Annotated in this window: 15 protein-coding genes; 8 read left to right on the forward strand and 7 right to left on the reverse strand. The window is 44.7% G+C overall.

Annotated elements, in window-relative coordinates; genetic code table 11:
- Nucleotides 1-135: 135 nt before the first annotated feature.
- Entirely contained in the window at nt 136-2,184 is a 2,049-nt protein-coding gene (dxs, locus tag ACP7AA_RS06965; RefSeq protein ID WP_426223275.1) for a 1-deoxy-D-xylulose-5-phosphate synthase, read from the reverse strand.
- A gap of 607 nt (nt 2,185-2,791) precedes the next feature.
- Here dxs and ribA point away from each other — a divergent pair.
- From ribA to ACP7AA_RS06980, 3 genes are all read left to right on the forward strand, one after another.
- Nucleotides 2,792-3,475, forward strand: a complete 684-nt coding sequence (gene ribA, locus ACP7AA_RS06970) for a GTP cyclohydrolase II (protein WP_281490489.1) — start codon at nt 2,792-2,794, stop codon at nt 3,473-3,475.
- Nucleotides 3,476-3,544: 69 nt separating this feature from the next.
- Nucleotides 3,545-4,513, forward strand: a complete 969-nt coding sequence (hemF, locus tag ACP7AA_RS06975; RefSeq protein ID WP_426223276.1) for an oxygen-dependent coproporphyrinogen oxidase — start codon at nt 3,545-3,547, stop codon at nt 4,511-4,513.
- A gap of 294 nt (nt 4,514-4,807) precedes the next feature.
- Nucleotides 4,808-5,278: a c-type cytochrome gene (locus ACP7AA_RS06980; RefSeq protein ID WP_201629169.1), complete on the forward strand. Its 471-nt coding sequence runs from the start codon at nt 4,808-4,810 to the stop codon at nt 5,276-5,278.
- A gap of 131 nt (nt 5,279-5,409) precedes the next feature.
- On the opposite strand, the gene gloA is transcribed toward ACP7AA_RS06980, so the two are convergent.
- On the reverse strand, nt 5,410-5,994 hold the full coding sequence (gloA, locus tag ACP7AA_RS06985) for a lactoylglutathione lyase (RefSeq protein ID WP_426223065.1): 585 nt from the start codon (nt 5,992-5,994) through the stop codon (nt 5,410-5,412).
- Nucleotides 5,995-6,108: 114 nt separating this feature from the next.
- Nucleotides 6,109-6,747, reverse strand: coding sequence for a carbonic anhydrase (locus tag ACP7AA_RS06990; RefSeq protein ID WP_426223066.1), 639 nt, complete (start codon nt 6,745-6,747; stop codon nt 6,109-6,111).
- A 517-nt stretch (nt 6,748-7,264) separates the two neighbouring features.
- Between ACP7AA_RS06990 and potA the strand changes: the two genes are divergently transcribed.
- From potA to ACP7AA_RS07015, 5 genes are all read left to right on the forward strand, one after another.
- Complete coding sequence (gene potA, locus ACP7AA_RS06995) at nt 7,265-8,545, forward strand: spermidine/putrescine ABC transporter ATP-binding protein PotA (RefSeq protein WP_426223067.1); 1,281 nt, start codon at nt 7,265-7,267, stop codon at nt 8,543-8,545.
- Entirely contained in the window at nt 8,545-9,423 is an 879-nt protein-coding gene (gene potB, locus ACP7AA_RS07000) for a spermidine/putrescine ABC transporter permease PotB (protein WP_201625296.1), read from the forward strand. Before potA ends, potB begins: the two co-directional genes overlap by 1 nt.
- Nucleotides 9,423-10,265, forward strand: a complete 843-nt coding sequence (gene potC, locus ACP7AA_RS07005; protein ID WP_426223068.1) for a spermidine/putrescine ABC transporter permease PotC — start codon at nt 9,423-9,425, stop codon at nt 10,263-10,265. Before potB ends, potC begins: the two co-directional genes overlap by 1 nt.
- Nucleotides 10,266-10,397: 132 nt before the next feature.
- Nucleotides 10,398-11,288: a LysR family transcriptional regulator gene (locus tag ACP7AA_RS07010; RefSeq protein WP_298908006.1), complete on the forward strand. Its 891-nt coding sequence runs from the start codon at nt 10,398-10,400 to the stop codon at nt 11,286-11,288.
- A 277-nt stretch (nt 11,289-11,565) separates the two neighbouring features.
- Nucleotides 11,566-11,943, forward strand: a complete 378-nt coding sequence (locus tag ACP7AA_RS07015; protein WP_426223069.1) for a tetratricopeptide repeat protein — start codon at nt 11,566-11,568, stop codon at nt 11,941-11,943.
- A gap of 131 nt (nt 11,944-12,074) precedes the next feature.
- On the opposite strand, the gene ACP7AA_RS07020 is transcribed toward ACP7AA_RS07015, so the two are convergent.
- From ACP7AA_RS07020 to ACP7AA_RS07035, 4 genes are all read right to left on the reverse strand, one after another.
- Entirely contained in the window at nt 12,075-12,446 is a 372-nt protein-coding gene (locus ACP7AA_RS07020; RefSeq protein WP_201619043.1) for a CrcB family protein, read from the reverse strand.
- Between the two features lie 58 nt (nt 12,447-12,504).
- A complete protein-coding gene (gene tsaD / locus ACP7AA_RS07025) occupies nt 12,505-13,563 on the reverse strand; it encodes a tRNA (adenosine(37)-N6)-threonylcarbamoyltransferase complex transferase subunit TsaD (protein WP_426223070.1) in 1,059 nt (352 codons plus the stop codon).
- A 96-nt stretch (nt 13,564-13,659) separates the two neighbouring features.
- Nucleotides 13,660-14,172: a c-type cytochrome gene (locus ACP7AA_RS07030; protein WP_271133852.1), complete on the reverse strand. Its 513-nt coding sequence runs from the start codon at nt 14,170-14,172 to the stop codon at nt 13,660-13,662.
- Between the two features lie 122 nt (nt 14,173-14,294).
- Nucleotides 14,295-14,693, reverse strand: a complete 399-nt coding sequence (locus ACP7AA_RS07035; protein ID WP_426223071.1) for a hypothetical protein — start codon at nt 14,691-14,693, stop codon at nt 14,295-14,297.
- Nucleotides 14,694-14,808: the final 115 nt, after the last annotated feature.

Raw genomic sequence — 14,808 nt, forward strand, 5'->3', positions numbered from 1 at the left:
GTTGTACCGCCCAAGTTGTCAAATAATTCACACCTACGGCAAGTAGGCGAGGTTTAAGCAAGGTCTAAGCAAGAAAGCAGACATGCTTTATTTTTCAATCCGCTATTTTAGCAATTTTTTATGAATGATAGGGTTTTATTTTAGCAATTGCTGGAGCTGACTGACGACCCCTGCAACATCTAGACCACAATCAGCCATTTGTTCTGCTGGCGAACCATGGGCGATAAAGCGATCAGAGATACCGATATTACAGATAACTGGGTGGCTATTTTTGAAGGCTGGCGATTCGTTCAGTAAATACTCATTTACCGCACTGCCCGCGCCGCCCATAATCATATGCTCTTCTAAAGTAGCGATATGAGTAACACCTTGCTCGATTAAGGTTTCAAGCAAATGGGTATCTAAAGGTTTTACCCAGCGCATATTCACCACATGTACCTGACAGTGTGATTTTATATTATCGTTAATCAGGCTTTCTGCCGCTTGCTGAGCCGTCGCAACCATCGTACCAAAGGCTAATAACGCTAATTTATTAGGCGCGTCATCTTGACCTAATACCGACTCTACTACCGCTTTGCCAATGGGATAAACTTGTACTGGCTGAGTAATGACTGCGCCTGTACCAACGCCGCGCGGATAGCGTACAGCCGTGCAGCCTTGATACTCATAGCAAGTATTGAGCAAGTGATAACATTCATTTTCGTCTTTTGGCGCGGCAATCAGCATATTAGGCACGCAGCGTAAAAAAGAAAAATCGAATACCCCTGCATGGGTTGCACCGTCTTCACCGACCAAACCGGCGCGATCAATGGCAAACATCACGTCAAGATTTTGTAAAGCCACATCATGGATAAGTTGATCGTAGCCACGCTGCAAAAAGGTTGAATAAATCGCTACGATAGGTTTGACGTCTTGGGTTGCCATTCCACCGGCTAAAGTTACCGCATGTTGCTCAGCTATCGCCACATCAAAAAAACGCTTAGGAAATTGACGGGCAAACTCAATCATTCCCGAGCCTTCTTCCATCGCTGGGGTAATGGCAAGCAATTTCTCGTCAGTAGCAGCTTTATCGCATAAAAACTGGCCAAATACTTGCGAGTATTTTAAGAGCGGTGTGCTTTCTTTTGGACTGTCTTTTACTGCTTCCTTCTCGCTATCTTCAGCAGGTAGTTTACTGATAGCGTGATAGCCGACTGGGTCTAATTCGGCAGGCGCAAAACCTTTACCTTTAGTGGTATAAATATGGACTAAAACAGGGCCTTTTAACTGCTTGGCAAGCGATAGTACGCGCAGCAGCTCAGGAATATCATGCCCATCAAATGGACCAAAATAGGTAAAACCAATTGCTTTAAATAAATTGTCTTCTAATTGCGGGACATCACGCAGCTCTTTATGACGTTTACGGCGGTCAAAGGCTTGCATATCAGGGCGCTGACACAGTACTGGCTCGCCTGCATCAGAGATATCAACCTGATAACCCGACTCCCATAGCGTCGCTAAATGCCGCGAGAAGCCACCGATAGAGCAAGATATTGACATATCATTGTCATTTAAAACCACTAGCAAATCAGCATCTTGTTGTACGGCGTCATTCATCGCTTCAAAAGCCATGCCACCGGTCATCGCCCCATCACCAATAATACAGGCAACCGTTTGTTTAAGGCCTTGGTAACGAAGCGCTAAGCTCATACCCAAAGCTGCTGAGATAGACGTCGATGAATGCCCAACCCCAAAAGTATCATAGACCGACTCAGCGCGTTCTGGAAAAGCGGTCAAACCGTCTTTTGAGCGTATGGTGCCAAGCTTATCACGGCGACCGGTCAATACTTTATGGGCATAGGCTTGATGACCTACATCCCAAACAATCTGATCTTGCGGCGCATCTAGCAGATAATGCAGCGCAATGGTCAACTCAATCACGCCTAAGTTGGCACCAAAATGACCGCCACTTTGACCAGCTGAATAAAGCAAAAAAAGCCGCAGCTCATCCGCTAAGGTAATTAGCTGACTCTCGCTAAACGCTTTTAAATCAATCGGTGCGTCTACCGTATCAAGTAGCGGCGTATGCGGACGCTCACGTGGAATGGCTGCATACGTTTGCTGCAGGTTTGATAGCGATGCAGCAGAATCAATGGCTGACGCAGATAATGACTTAGACTGTGGGGAATGAGTTGACTGCTGCATAAAACGTACGATACCTACCATTCTGCTACCTTAGAATACATCGAGGACGATAATAAGGCTGATATTCTAAGTGGCGTTAATAATAGCGCGGCATCATAAAATACTTGATACCACAGGCTATATAATTATTAATACAGCTTTTAATATAGCTGTGAATAACGAAAAATACGCTATTTAATATAAGGCGTTACTTTTAATCTTATGTTGCTTTTAATCTTATAATGCTAAAGGCAGTGATAAAGATGGTTATCAATGCTGCTATAAATCATGGCAATGTTTAATGATGATGCTTAATGACAATGTTTACCATGCTCAATGATTTTGCATACATATCGGACCTTGGTGACGACATAGTAATGTAAGGGCAAAGACTTGTCACTGTATCCGTCAAAATAGTATGGCATAATAGCATTTATTTTTAATTGTCGCTTTAATCATCGTGCGCCGTCTGTGAACTTTGTGTGTTTTTCCAATAAATATCAGCCACCTGCTATTTAAATCAGCAGCGCCTAGGCAATACCTTAGCTATTATTATAAAGCTTTAACAGATACCACAAAGCTTAAATAGACCTCTAGCGCCACGATGATCGGCTTATGCAGGACATTAATGTCATATCAATTTATTACTACTGCCAAACTACCTACTCGTCACGGCGAGTTTGATATTCATATCTTTGAAAATGAAGACGGTCAAGAGCATGTCATGCTTACCGTAGGTTTACCTGTGGTCAATCAAGCTGATGTTGTAAATCAGGCTGACACAGCGCTAAACCAACAAGGCGCGGCGCCAGCAGAGCCCCTTATCCCGCTGATACGTATTCATTCGGAATGTCTCACGGGTGATGCCTTTAGCTCACTAAAATGCGATTGCGGTCCACAGCTGAACACTGCCATGCACGCGATACAAGAGACTGGCTGCGGGGCGATATTATACCTGCGTCAAGAAGGTCGCGGGATTGGTCTGACCAATAAAATCCGCGCTTATGCCTTGCAAGATCAAGGTCATGATACCTTAGATGCCAATCTCATGTTAGGCTTACCGGCTGATGCGCGCGTTTATGATATGTGCGGACCGATGCTTGCCCATGTCGGTGTTGATAGCGTACGCTTGATTACCAATAACCCCGATAAAGTCGCTTACTTAACGCAGCACGGTATCGATGTTGTTGAACGAGTGCCATTATTGGTTGGGGTTAACGATATGAATGCTGAATATCTAGCAACCAAACGCGATCGTATGGGTCATCTACTAGATAAAGACTTTAATACTGCCTTACACCTTAATAAATAGTAAATAATTAGATATTTTATGAGTATGCCAAATATAGAGAGTAATACCAATCCTCTCACAACAGATTCTATGTCAAATGCAACAACGACACCGACCCATAACGACATCATGCGTGTGCGTGAGTTTCTGGTCGATTTGCAAGCACGTATCTGTCAAGCATTAGAAGTGCAAGAGCGTGATGGCAGTAGCAATGATAAACCAGCTACTTTCGTGCCTGATGATTGGGAACGTCCTGAAGGCGGCGGCGGTCGCTCGTGCGTCCTAGCTGATGGTGAGGTGATTGAAAAAGCGGGTGTGATGTTCAGTCATATTCATGTGCAGAACTTGCCCGCCTCGGCAACTGCGCGCCATCCTGATATCGCTGGTCGTAAAGCACAAGCGATGGGCGTCTCTTTGGTTGTGCATCCTAAAAACCCTAACGTCCCAACCAGCCATGCCAACGTGCGTTTATTCGTGGCAGAAAAAGAGGGCGAAGATCCTATTTGGTGGTTTGGCGGCGGTTTTGATTTGACGCCATTTTATCCGGTATTGGCTGACTGCGTGCATTGGCATCAGGTCTGTCATGACCTTTGCGCACCGTTTGGCGATAGCGTCTATCCTGACTTTAAACAATGGTGTGATGAATATTTCCATCTGCGTCATCGTGATGAGCAACGCGGGATTGGCGGTTTATTTTATGATGACGTCAATCTTGAGAGTCGTGGTTGGGATTTTGAGACCTGCTTTAATTTTATGAAGGCGGTCGGTAATGGCTATCTTGAAGGTATATTGCCCATCTTTGAGCAGCGTAAAAATACCCCCTACACCGAAGCACAGCGCGAATTTCAACTCTATCGCCGTGGACGCTATGTCGAATATAACCTCGTTTATGACCGCGGCACCCTGTTTGGGCTACAGAGTAATGGACGCATCGAATCTATCTTAGTCAGCATGCCACCGCTTGCTAGCTGGCATTATCGCTTTGAGCCTACTGAAGGGTCGCCTGAGTTTGAATTGACCGATTTTTATCTAAAACCTCGTGATTGGTTGACTTTGTAATCATCATTGGCATAATAAACCACAGACGGCGTCAATGTTTACATCAGTAATAGGTTATTTTTAATCTATATAAGCTATAAAATAACAAGGGTCAGCGATAGATGCTGACCCTTGTTATTTAAGCAACAGCGATATGGGTTAAAAACAAGCTATTAAGTACAGAGCAGATATCGTCGTCTTTAATACTTAAAACAACAACATAACATTTATTCTAATAGTCGCAATTTAATCAGGTGGCGAGCATGAAGATGCTACGGCGCCTTTTTATTAGCCACGTATAAAGGAGCAATACAGATGGCACAGGTTTCTAATAACAAATCATTTAAGTCTATCGTTGGCATCACCTTGATGGCAGCCGCTTTAGGTCTGACGGCTTGTAGCACGCCAGTTGACCCTGACGTTAAAGCGCGCCAAGACAGCATGAAAAGCTGGGGTGATGCAATGGGTATCATGGGTGATATGGCTGAAGCACCTGATACGTTTGATGCCGAAGTATTTAAAGAACAAGCGGCATTTTTGGCGAAGGACTCTGCCAGCCCTTGGAGCCATTTTGAAAACCAAGAAGCGACTGGTAACGCCACTGAAGCGGTTTGGAACAACGTTGATGGTTTCCGTACTAAAGCAGATAACTTTCAAAAAGCCACTGCTGAATTAAATACCGTGGCACAAACAGCGACCAGTATGGATCAGGTCCTACCAGCATTCGGTCAAGTGGGTGAAAGCTGTAAATCATGCCATACCGACTTTAAAGTAAAAAAAGACTAATGAGCCTTTGCTATCACCAATAAGAAAGCCGCTATTTTAACGATAGCGGCTTTTTTATTGGTGATTTCTCAAACCTACAAACTTGTTTAGATAATCCATCTTATTAATAGGTTTATCAAGCTTTTAAAAAATTAGCCCATTAAATCTGCTTGCACGATTTCAATCCAGTAGCCGTCAATATCTTTAATAAAGACGATATTTTTCATACTGCCCTCATCTGGGCGTTTTTTAAACTCAACGTTATTTTCATCGAACCAAGCAACCGCTTCATCCAAATTGGGCACACTAAAGCAGATATGACCAAAACCTTGCGGTTCAGCATTGCCATCATGATAACTAAAATCCGCTTGGGTTTCAGTACCGTAGTTATGAGTCAATTCTAAAATACCGCGTTGACGGAAGGCAAAAATCTCTAAATCAGCACCAGCTGGCAAGTTTTCACGCTCGCTTTCAGTCAGCTTGGCTAAAAAGTACAAATCAAAACCCATCGCTGGGAATTTTTTCACCGCCAATAAGGTCATTCCTAAGACGCCGGTATAAAACGCCAATGACTTAGCAGGATCTTTTACCCGCAGCATCGTATGATTAAACGTATAGCCTGTTGTCTGAGCTGAAATCGGCTGAACGCCGTCAGTTTTTACGCTGCTTGCAGGTTGGGCTATGGCGTTTTGATGATTAGTGGCTTGATTGCTATTTAAGCTTTCTAAATCAGTCATAATTTCCCCAATATTTCAGTATTTTTAATCGTTAATAGTGGATACGGCGTCGATGTTATCGCGTATCAGCCAGCCGTATCCTAACTATGATAGACATTTCATGCTAAATGTCTATTAAACATTTAAAAACCGTACCTTGCCTGTCTCTAAATTATACTCGGCACCCACAACAAGCAGCTGATCGCTATTGGTGAGGTCTTCTAGCGCGCGCGAACCGTGTTTTAATTGGCTAACCGACATGCGTACATTGGCGCGGATAGAGCGATCGACCAGCTCATCTGCATCGACATCTTGACCATTGGCAGTAGCAAGTTCATGCAAGTTATAGACACTGGGACGGATACGATCAACGATTGATTGTAAGTTTGGTGAGTAGTTTTGCTCAGGATTAATCAGCGCCTCAACACATGCGGTCACCGCGCCGCAATGCGAATGCCCAAGCACTACCACCAACTTGGTGCCAAATTTTTCGGCGGCAAACTCAACCGAACCAATTTGCGATGGCGCAACCACATTGCCCGCCACGCGTATGACAAACAAATCGCCCAAGCCCTGATCAAATACAATCTCAACCGGCACACGTGCATCCGAGCAGCCCAAAATAATCGCTAACGGGTCTTGATCACTGATTAATTCTGGACGTTTTTGGGTACAGGGGTCGGTGCTGGTCAAACTATCGACATAGCGTGCATTACCTTCTTTAAGCAGCGCTAATGCTTCTTGACCAGTTTTTGGGCGGGTATCGTTAGGCATAAAAAGGGATCCTTGATTATTAATGTGGGTAATATTCTACATTGCGCTAGCGTACTGCTTTTGACATTGACTTATCTTTAAGCTCAGCCGTTTGCTATGGCAAATATCACTGTATTTAGCATACATAAAATGATTGTATAGGAAGCAAGCCAAAAAAATGGTAAAAATTCTTTATTTTAATATCACTTGTTAGCTTGCCGATTTATTGACAACTATGAGATAACTTTGGCACATAGATACAGCCCCTATGCTAAAAATGAACAAGCGCCATCAACCAACGGATAACGAACTTGCACTAATTTACCGCAAGGGTTTGTTATAATACGCAGCAAGCAGACCTCATATATAGCCGCAGCTTATCGCCATGCCAAATAATTCGCGATACCAAATGACTTAATAAGCCATTAGCTACCTTAAATAATCCGTTAGACCAAAAAGCCATTATGCTACTGACATTGCTGACAGTATCTAATATTCATAACGCTACTGAGCGTTTGGTATTTTAGGAATCAACCTTATGACCGAATCAAATTTACAAACGCAGTCCACGCCTGCCTCAACCCATACTGACAAGGTGCTGCTGCAACTGACTGGTCTAAAAAAAATCTATGACCAAACCGAAGTATTAAAGGACATTAACCTTGATATTCAGCATGGTGAATTTATCACCCTGCTTGGTCCATCAGGCTGCGGTAAAACGACGTTATTACGGTTGATTGCCGGTTTTGAGCAGCCTAATGCTGGGGCGATTTATCTCGATGGCGTCCAGATGGCAGGCTTGCCCGCGGATAAGCGTCCGGTCAATACCGTGTTTCAGCAATATGCGCTATTTCCGCATATGACGGTGGCGCAAAACGTCGCTTACGGACTTAAATTAAAAAAAGTGCCAAAAGATGAGATTCAAACGCGGGTGCGTGAGATGCTAGCGATGGTACAACTTGAGCATTTGGCCAATCGCAAACCGCAAGATTTATCCGGTGGTCAGCAGCAGCGCGTAGCGATTGCGCGCGCGGTGATTAATCGTCCTAAACTGCTATTGCTCGATGAGCCCTTATCGGCGCTCGATCATAAATTGCGCCTGCAAATGCAATCTGAGCTTAAACGTCTGCAACGGGAGCTTGGCATTACTTTTGTCTTTGTCACCCACGATCAAGAAGAAGCGCTGTCGATGTCAGACCGCATTGCGGTAATGAAAGACGGCAGATTTCAGCAAATTGGTACGCCTATTGAGATTTATGAAACGCCTGCCAATTTATTTACCGCCAAATTTATCGGTGAGACCAACTTGTTTAAGGCAGAAGTCAAAGGCGTTTATCCTGAGCAGCCTGATCGTGATGGGCGCGTGACCAACGGGCGGATTGAAGTCGAGGTCTGCGAGGCACAAGCGCAAGAGGGTCCGACGACCTTACGTAATCTGCGCCGTCCTGATTTTGCCAATGACGTGCAAGTTGGTGATATCGTCAATTTATTACTACGTCCGGAAGATTTGCGCATTTATGATCCCAATGATAAAGAGCATGGCGGCTTACTTGGGCGGGTGATTGAAAGTAATTATAAAGGCAGTACCTTAGACTCCATTATTGAGCTAACGAACGGTCATATTATTAAAGCCTCGGAATTTTTTGATGAAGATGACCCAAGTTTTGATTATAAGCTTAACGAAGGCGTTAAAGTATCGTGGGTAGATGGCTGGGAATGGGTGTTGCCAGAAGAACAAGATGCTACGCTTGATAGCGGCATTGATAATGGGATGAATAATAGTACTAGCAAATTAGCTGTCCAAAAGGATATCAGCTAATGGCGCGTCCTAACTTAAGCAACAACAGCCCTTTCCGTACCGCAACGCTATGGCTGATTTGGGGTTGGCTGCTCATCTTTGCCTTATTGCCAAATATACTGGTGATTGCGGTCAGCTTTTTGACGCGTGATAGCACTGCTTTTATTAGTTTGCCGGTCACTATCGACAGCTATGTGCGCATGATTGACCCGCTTTATTTCGATGTCTTTGTGCATTCATTATGGATGGCGGGCATCACTACGGTCATCTGCTTATTACTCGGCTACCCGTTTGCTTGGTTTGTATCTCGAGTCAGTAAACGCTGGCAGCCACTGTTGATGCTCATGCTGATACTGCCATTTTGGACCAATTCTTTGGTACGAACTTATGCGCTAAAACTATTATTTGCCAGTAATGGCTTGATTAATAAATCCTTATTGGCCATCGGCATTATCGATGCGCCCATTGATATTTTATATACTCAAGGCGCGGTCATTGCAGGTTTAACCTATTTATTATTTCCTTTTATGGTGCTGCCTTTATATGCGGTATTTAGCGACTTACGCAATGATATGCTGCTTGCTTCGCAAGATTTGGGCGCCTCAAAACGACAAACCTTTTGGCATGTGGTACTACCCTTGACCACACCGGGGATTATCTCAGGGGTGCTGTTGGTACTACTGCCAGCGATGGGTATGTTTTACGTCGCCGATATTTTGGGCGGCTCGCGTAATTTGCTCGTTGGTAATATTATCAAAAACCAGTTTTTAGATGCGCGTGATTGGCCATTTGGTGCGGCCGCCAGTGTGCTCTTGACGCTTGCCATGGCGGTATTATTACTCGCTTATCGCGCCAGTAGCCGCCGTATTGGCAAGACTGATTTTAGCGAGGTGGCTTAATGTCTGGTAATTCATCTAATAACTCGTCAATCAATAGCTCACCCATAAAAACCAAACGCTCTATCAAGCCATCTAGCATCGGTAGTATGGCCGCCAAAGGCTATCTTGGTCTGATTTACACTTTATTATATCTGCCCATCATCGTATTGGTGGTGATGTCATTTAATAAGTCAAAAATTGGATATAACTGGGGCGGCTTTAGTTTAAAGTGGTACGAGTCGCTATTTAATAATCAGGCGATGCTAGATGCCTTTTGGCATTCTATTGTCTTGGGCTTGGTTGCCGCCACGGTTTCGACCGTTATCGGCACCCTGACTGCTCTTGCGCTACATCGCTATGACTTTCGCGGTAAAGGGCTGCTAAACGGGCTGCTATTTGTGCTGATGATGTCACCTGAGATTGTCCTAGCGATATCGCTATTGGCGCTGTTTTTATTAATCGGCCTGCAGCTCGGTTTTGTCTCGCTATTATTGGCTCATATAACTTTTTGCCTGCCGTTTGTGGTCATTACCGTTTTTGCGCGCTTAAGTAGTTTGGATGAGCGTTTAATGGAAGCGGCGCGAGATTTGGGTGCCAGCGAATCTATGATGGTACGTACGGTCTTGATTCCAGTGATTTTCCCTGCGGTGATGGCAGGATGGTTACTTGCCTTTACCTTATCGCTTGATGATGTGGTGGTATCGACCTTTGTCACCGGTCCTAGCTATGAGATTTTACCGCTACGTATTTATTCTATGGTGCGTGTGGGACTTAAGCCTGAGGTCAATGCTATTGGGACCATTTTACTGGTTGCTTCGTTAATTTTGGTGGTTATCTCACAATTGCTCCTACGTCGGCGCTGATGTTAAATTTTACTTTCATAACCGCTTTAACATCATTAGATAAAAAGCTTTAACCGTTTTTTCAGCCTTTATTTTTAAGCCTTTATAAGTCGCAATTGCTTATTTCTTTAACGTCAGTGGTTAGGTCATTTTATGCTAGAGCTTCGTCATCTTAATACACTAACTGCGCTGCGAGCCCATGGCTCATTGGCCGCTGCTGCCGATGAGCTGCATGTCACCGCCTCTGCGGTCTCCCATCAGTTAAAAGAGCTGGAAAATTACTACGATATCAGTTTGGTCAACCGTCGCACGCGTCCGCTGACCTTTACGCCAGCGGGCAAAACGGTATTGGCGCTGGCAGACAGTATCATGCCGCAGGTCACGCGCACCAAAGCAAACTTAAAACGCTTAGCCCATGGTCAAGCGGGCAGATTGCGCTTAGCGTCTGAATGCCATAGCTGCTTTGACTGGTTGATGCCGATTCTCAATCACTATCGCCGTGAATGGTCGGATGTCGAATTGGATTTTGCCACCGGTTTTGAGCCTGAGCCGCATCATTTATTGATGGAAGGTGATATCGATTTATTGATTACCACCAGTAATTTACCGATAGAAGGTATCAGCTATCAGCCATTATTTGAGTATGAGAGCCGCTTAGTGCTGTCACCTACCCACGACTTGGCTGAGCAGACATTTATTCACGCCAAAGACTTGGTCGATGAAACTTTGATTGCCTATCCGGTGGAGGCTAAGCGCCTCGATATCATTGCTAATTTTATGACGCCAGCACAGGTCAGCTTTAAAAGCATGCGTACCACCGAGCTGACTGCGATGCTTATTCAGTTGGTTGCTAGTGAACGCGGGGTGGCGGCATTACCTGATTGGGTGGTCGCTGAATATGAGAAAAAAGGCTGGGTAGTCTCGCGGCCATTAGGCAGTGGCGTCTACTGTCAGCTCTATGCGGCGACGCGCACCTCGAGCCAAGATACGGCGTATATGCAAGGGTTTGCGAGTTTATTAGAAGGAATTGTGAAGCCGGTATAGTTTCATTACCAATTAGTTTTTTATAGTTATGAAATATTAGCCACTTTTTCATATCATAACGACTATTATGGTAAATGATGGTTCCCTAGTGAGGACTTGAAGGTTTGGCTGTAGGCTAAGACTATCAAATGGTTTTGGTTGTTTACTTTATTGATAATATACTTAACAGATAATTTTTAATTACTGAGACAAACCTATGATTTTTCCTATAATCAAGTTAACCGCCACTTTTTGCGTTGTCTTCTTATCGCCTATGCTACTTATAGGGTGTCATAAAATGCATAGCACAACGAGTCCACAAATTTCTCAGGTGCAACCGCTAATCGAAGAAAGTGGTGAGATTATAAAACTAAAAAGATTTGCTGAAAAAGGCAATGCTGAGGCACAGTATAAACTTGGCTTGATGTATGACATGGGTGAAGACGTAGATCAGGACTATGGCAAAGCGTTTGGATGGTATGAAAAATCTGCTAACCAAGGACTCGCAAGTTCACAAAGTAAACTGGGTTCAATGTATCGGTATGGCAAAGGAGTAGAGGTAAATCATGCCAAAGCTAGTGAATGGTACTGGAAAGCCTATGAACAAGGAAATGAAGAAGCTCATTATCAGCTTGGCACGATATATATCTCAAACAAAGACAAATTTAGCCATTAAAAAAAACATTCTTTTGTCACATGAGTCGATTTTCACTGGGGTATACCCTACAGGAACTAGCTAAACAGACTTCTTAAACTATTAATAGACCACCCAAAATAGACTGTTAATTGAATGATATTTATTAAAGCTCAAAGCACCAACTTAAAGAAGTAAAAGCCAATTGCCGTTGCTAATAACGTCAGCCCCACATGTAGCCCAATCAGTCCTAAGCCCGCCAGCAGTTTGCCATTATGGATAAAGGTAAATACTTCAACGCTAAAGGTGCTAAAAGTCGTCAGCCCGCCCAAAAAACCAGTAATCACAAACAATCTGATATTGGGAGACAAACCGCTGCCCACACGTTCAAACCACACCAAGGCTAGCCCTATCAATAGCCCACCTAAGACATTAGCGCCAAGCGTCCCAAGTGGTATCCAGTGATGTAGCGGATTAAAACGCGCCAGCCACCCTCGCAGGCAAGCGCCAATGGCAGCACCTAGTCCAATTGCAAGCCACTGCATAAGTCATCCTTGAGTGAGATAAAGTTTAATAAATTGGATACAAGCGACCTTATAGCGCTTATACCGCAGGCAACTCGGTCATCGGCCAACGTGGTACGCAGCTGACAGCCAAATCATCTGCTTGACCCGCTTGCAAACGCTCGTAACCTGCATAAGCAATCATCGCCCCATTATCGGTACATAAAGCTGGTGGCGCGTAATGAACCGTAGCATTTATTTTAGCAAGCTCGCTTTCTAAGGTTTCACGCAAATGGCTATTGGCACTGACGCCGCCGGCAATGACCAAGCGGCTCATATCGACTTGTTTAAGGGCTTTAACGCATTTTTTCACCAAGGTATCGACCACGGCATGCTGGAAACTGGCGGCAATATCGGCGCGAACTTGCGGATCACTAGCAGAGTTATTGCCTGAGCCCCCTGAGCATGGGGTGTCCTTGATAAGATTATGTACCGCAGTTTTCATACCGCTAAAAGAAAAATCCAAACCACGATGTAGCATCGGGCGCGGTAAATCATAAGCGTTTTGATTGCCTGTTTCCGCTAATTTAGCGATGTTTGGACCACCCGGATATGGCAAACCGAGCATTTTCGCCGCTTTATCGAAACACTCACCCGCCGCATCATCGATGGACTCGCCAAGGATTTCATATTGTCCGATACCATGGGCGGCAATCAGTAAAGTATGACCGCCAGAAACCAGTAAGGAGACAAATGGAAACGCTGGCGGATTCGCACCCATCAGCGGTGCCAATAAATGCCCTTCCATGTGGTGAACGCCAATCGCTGGAATATCTAACCCATAAGCCAAGCTGCGACCAAATAATGCGCCCGTCATCAGCGCACCGATAAGCCCCGGCCCTTTGGTATAAGCAATGGCATCAATCTCATCTTTAGTAATATTGCACTGCTCTAGCAATTCGTTAAATAAAGGCACCAGCTTACGAATATGGTCGCGGCTGGCAAGTTCAGGTACCACACCGCCATAAAGGGCGTGCAACTCTATTTGTGAATACAGTACCTGCCCAAGCAAGCCTTTATTGTCGCTCGTTATCTGCTCGCTATCAAAAATCGCCAGACCAGTCTCATCGCAAGAGGTCTCTAAACCCAATACTTTCATCTATATGCCTTTATATTTTGCCTTGTGGCATTAATAAAAAAACCGCCACTGTTAGCTTACAATGGCGGTCAGTCGAGCAAATTTCAACAAGCAGAATTAGCTGGCTGCAGCGACCATATAATCAACTGCGGCATGCACTTGCGCTTCACTCACTTCAGCATTTGCCTGCGCCGGCATTTTGTTAAAGCCTTTGGCAGAATGCATACGTAGCGTATCTATGTCTTTAGCAAGGTGCGGCGCCCAATCTTCTTTATTACCAAATTTCGGCGCTTCTAACAAACCGCTTTCATGGCAAACCTTACACTGTTTTTCATACAGCTTTGCACCAGCATCAGCGGCTAGCACTTCTGTCTCAGCGGCAGCTGCAGGCTCGGCTTCTACTGCTTCAGTTGCTTCTGCTTCAACGGCAGGTTCAGTGGCTACTTCAGTTTCTGCAACTGGCGCTTCAGGTTCTACAACCACTGTCTCTGTTTCATTGACAGCAGCAGGTTCTTCAGCCGCCGTATTGTCGCCGCCACTACAAGCACTGAGTGTTAATAACGCACTAAGACTCAGGCCAGACAGCACCAATTTCACAACTGATTTTTTCTTCATGGTATTTTGTTTCATGGTTATTCCCTCGTCTATAGCTTGTTAGTAAAACAGCTTGTTAATAAAATAGCTTGTTAATAAAATAGCTGGCTAGTGGCTGTCCCTACCTTCATCACAACGTACTTTTATCGTAAAAGCTACTAATTCGCTACTGCTGTTGCGTCCGTAGTTGCTGAATCCGTAGCTGGCGCCTCTGTACTTTTAGTCTCAGTTTCAGTACTAGCCACTTCGGTATCCGCGCTTGCAGTCGCAGTCGCTTCTGATGTAGCAGCAGCGCCTTCTTCTGTGCTGGTTGTGGTGGCTTCAGTACTTGCCGCGGCGTCTGCTTCAGCCGCTGGCATTGGCGCTGTTTCTGGGAAATTCAGCTCTTCTGCTTCAGGTGCGTTTTTACGCGCAAGCTCTGCCGCTTCATCGACGCGGTCTTTTGCTAAGACTTCGTGCGACTCGCCTTCTTTATCCCCACTGCAAGCACTGATACCAAAGCCAAGGGCGACGATAAATGCTGTGCTTAGCGCCGTGTTTAGTACTGATTTCTTCATTGCAACATCCTTAATAAAGTGCACATAAAACGATTGATATTATGCAAATTATCATAGCATAAACTCTGCCTAAACCGTTATAGACAGTAGGGTTTTTTATTTCTGTTTGTACCAT

This window comes from Psychrobacter sp. DWR1-2-3 (assembly GCF_049896465.1).
In the GTDB taxonomy this organism is placed as follows: Bacteria; Pseudomonadota; Gammaproteobacteria; order Pseudomonadales; family Moraxellaceae; genus Psychrobacter; species Psychrobacter maritimus.

Excerpts from the sequence above, each read along its gene's own strand:
- dxs (WP_426223275.1), bottom strand. The coding sequence starts at position 2,184 with ATGCAGCAGTCAACTCATTCCCCACAGTCTAAGTCATTATCTGCGTCA.
- ribA (WP_281490489.1), top strand. The coding sequence starts at position 2,792 with ATGTCATATCAATTTATTACTACTGCCAAACTACCTACTCGTCACGGC.
- hemF (WP_426223276.1), top strand. The coding sequence starts at position 3,545 with ATGTCAAATGCAACAACGACACCGACCCATAACGACATCATGCGTGTG.
- ACP7AA_RS06980 (WP_201629169.1), top strand. The coding sequence starts at position 4,808 with ATGGCACAGGTTTCTAATAACAAATCATTTAAGTCTATCGTTGGCATC.
- gloA (WP_426223065.1), bottom strand. The coding sequence starts at position 5,994 with ATGACTGATTTAGAAAGCTTAAATAGCAATCAAGCCACTAATCATCAA.
- ACP7AA_RS06990 (WP_426223066.1), bottom strand. The coding sequence starts at position 6,747 with ATGCCTAACGATACCCGCCCAAAAACTGGTCAAGAAGCATTAGCGCTG.
- potA (WP_426223067.1), top strand. The coding sequence starts at position 7,265 with ATGACCGAATCAAATTTACAAACGCAGTCCACGCCTGCCTCAACCCAT.
- potB (WP_201625296.1), top strand. The coding sequence starts at position 8,545 with ATGGCGCGTCCTAACTTAAGCAACAACAGCCCTTTCCGTACCGCAACG.
- potC (WP_426223068.1), top strand. The coding sequence starts at position 9,423 with ATGTCTGGTAATTCATCTAATAACTCGTCAATCAATAGCTCACCCATA.
- ACP7AA_RS07010 (WP_298908006.1), top strand. The coding sequence starts at position 10,398 with ATGCTAGAGCTTCGTCATCTTAATACACTAACTGCGCTGCGAGCCCAT.
- ACP7AA_RS07015 (WP_426223069.1), top strand. The coding sequence starts at position 11,566 with ATGCATAGCACAACGAGTCCACAAATTTCTCAGGTGCAACCGCTAATC.
- ACP7AA_RS07020 (WP_201619043.1), bottom strand. The coding sequence starts at position 12,446 with ATGCAGTGGCTTGCAATTGGACTAGGTGCTGCCATTGGCGCTTGCCTG.
- tsaD (WP_426223070.1), bottom strand. The coding sequence starts at position 13,563 with ATGAAAGTATTGGGTTTAGAGACCTCTTGCGATGAGACTGGTCTGGCG.
- ACP7AA_RS07030 (WP_271133852.1), bottom strand. The coding sequence starts at position 14,172 with ATGAAACAAAATACCATGAAGAAAAAATCAGTTGTGAAATTGGTGCTG.
- ACP7AA_RS07035 (WP_426223071.1), bottom strand. The coding sequence starts at position 14,693 with ATGAAGAAATCAGTACTAAACACGGCGCTAAGCACAGCATTTATCGTC.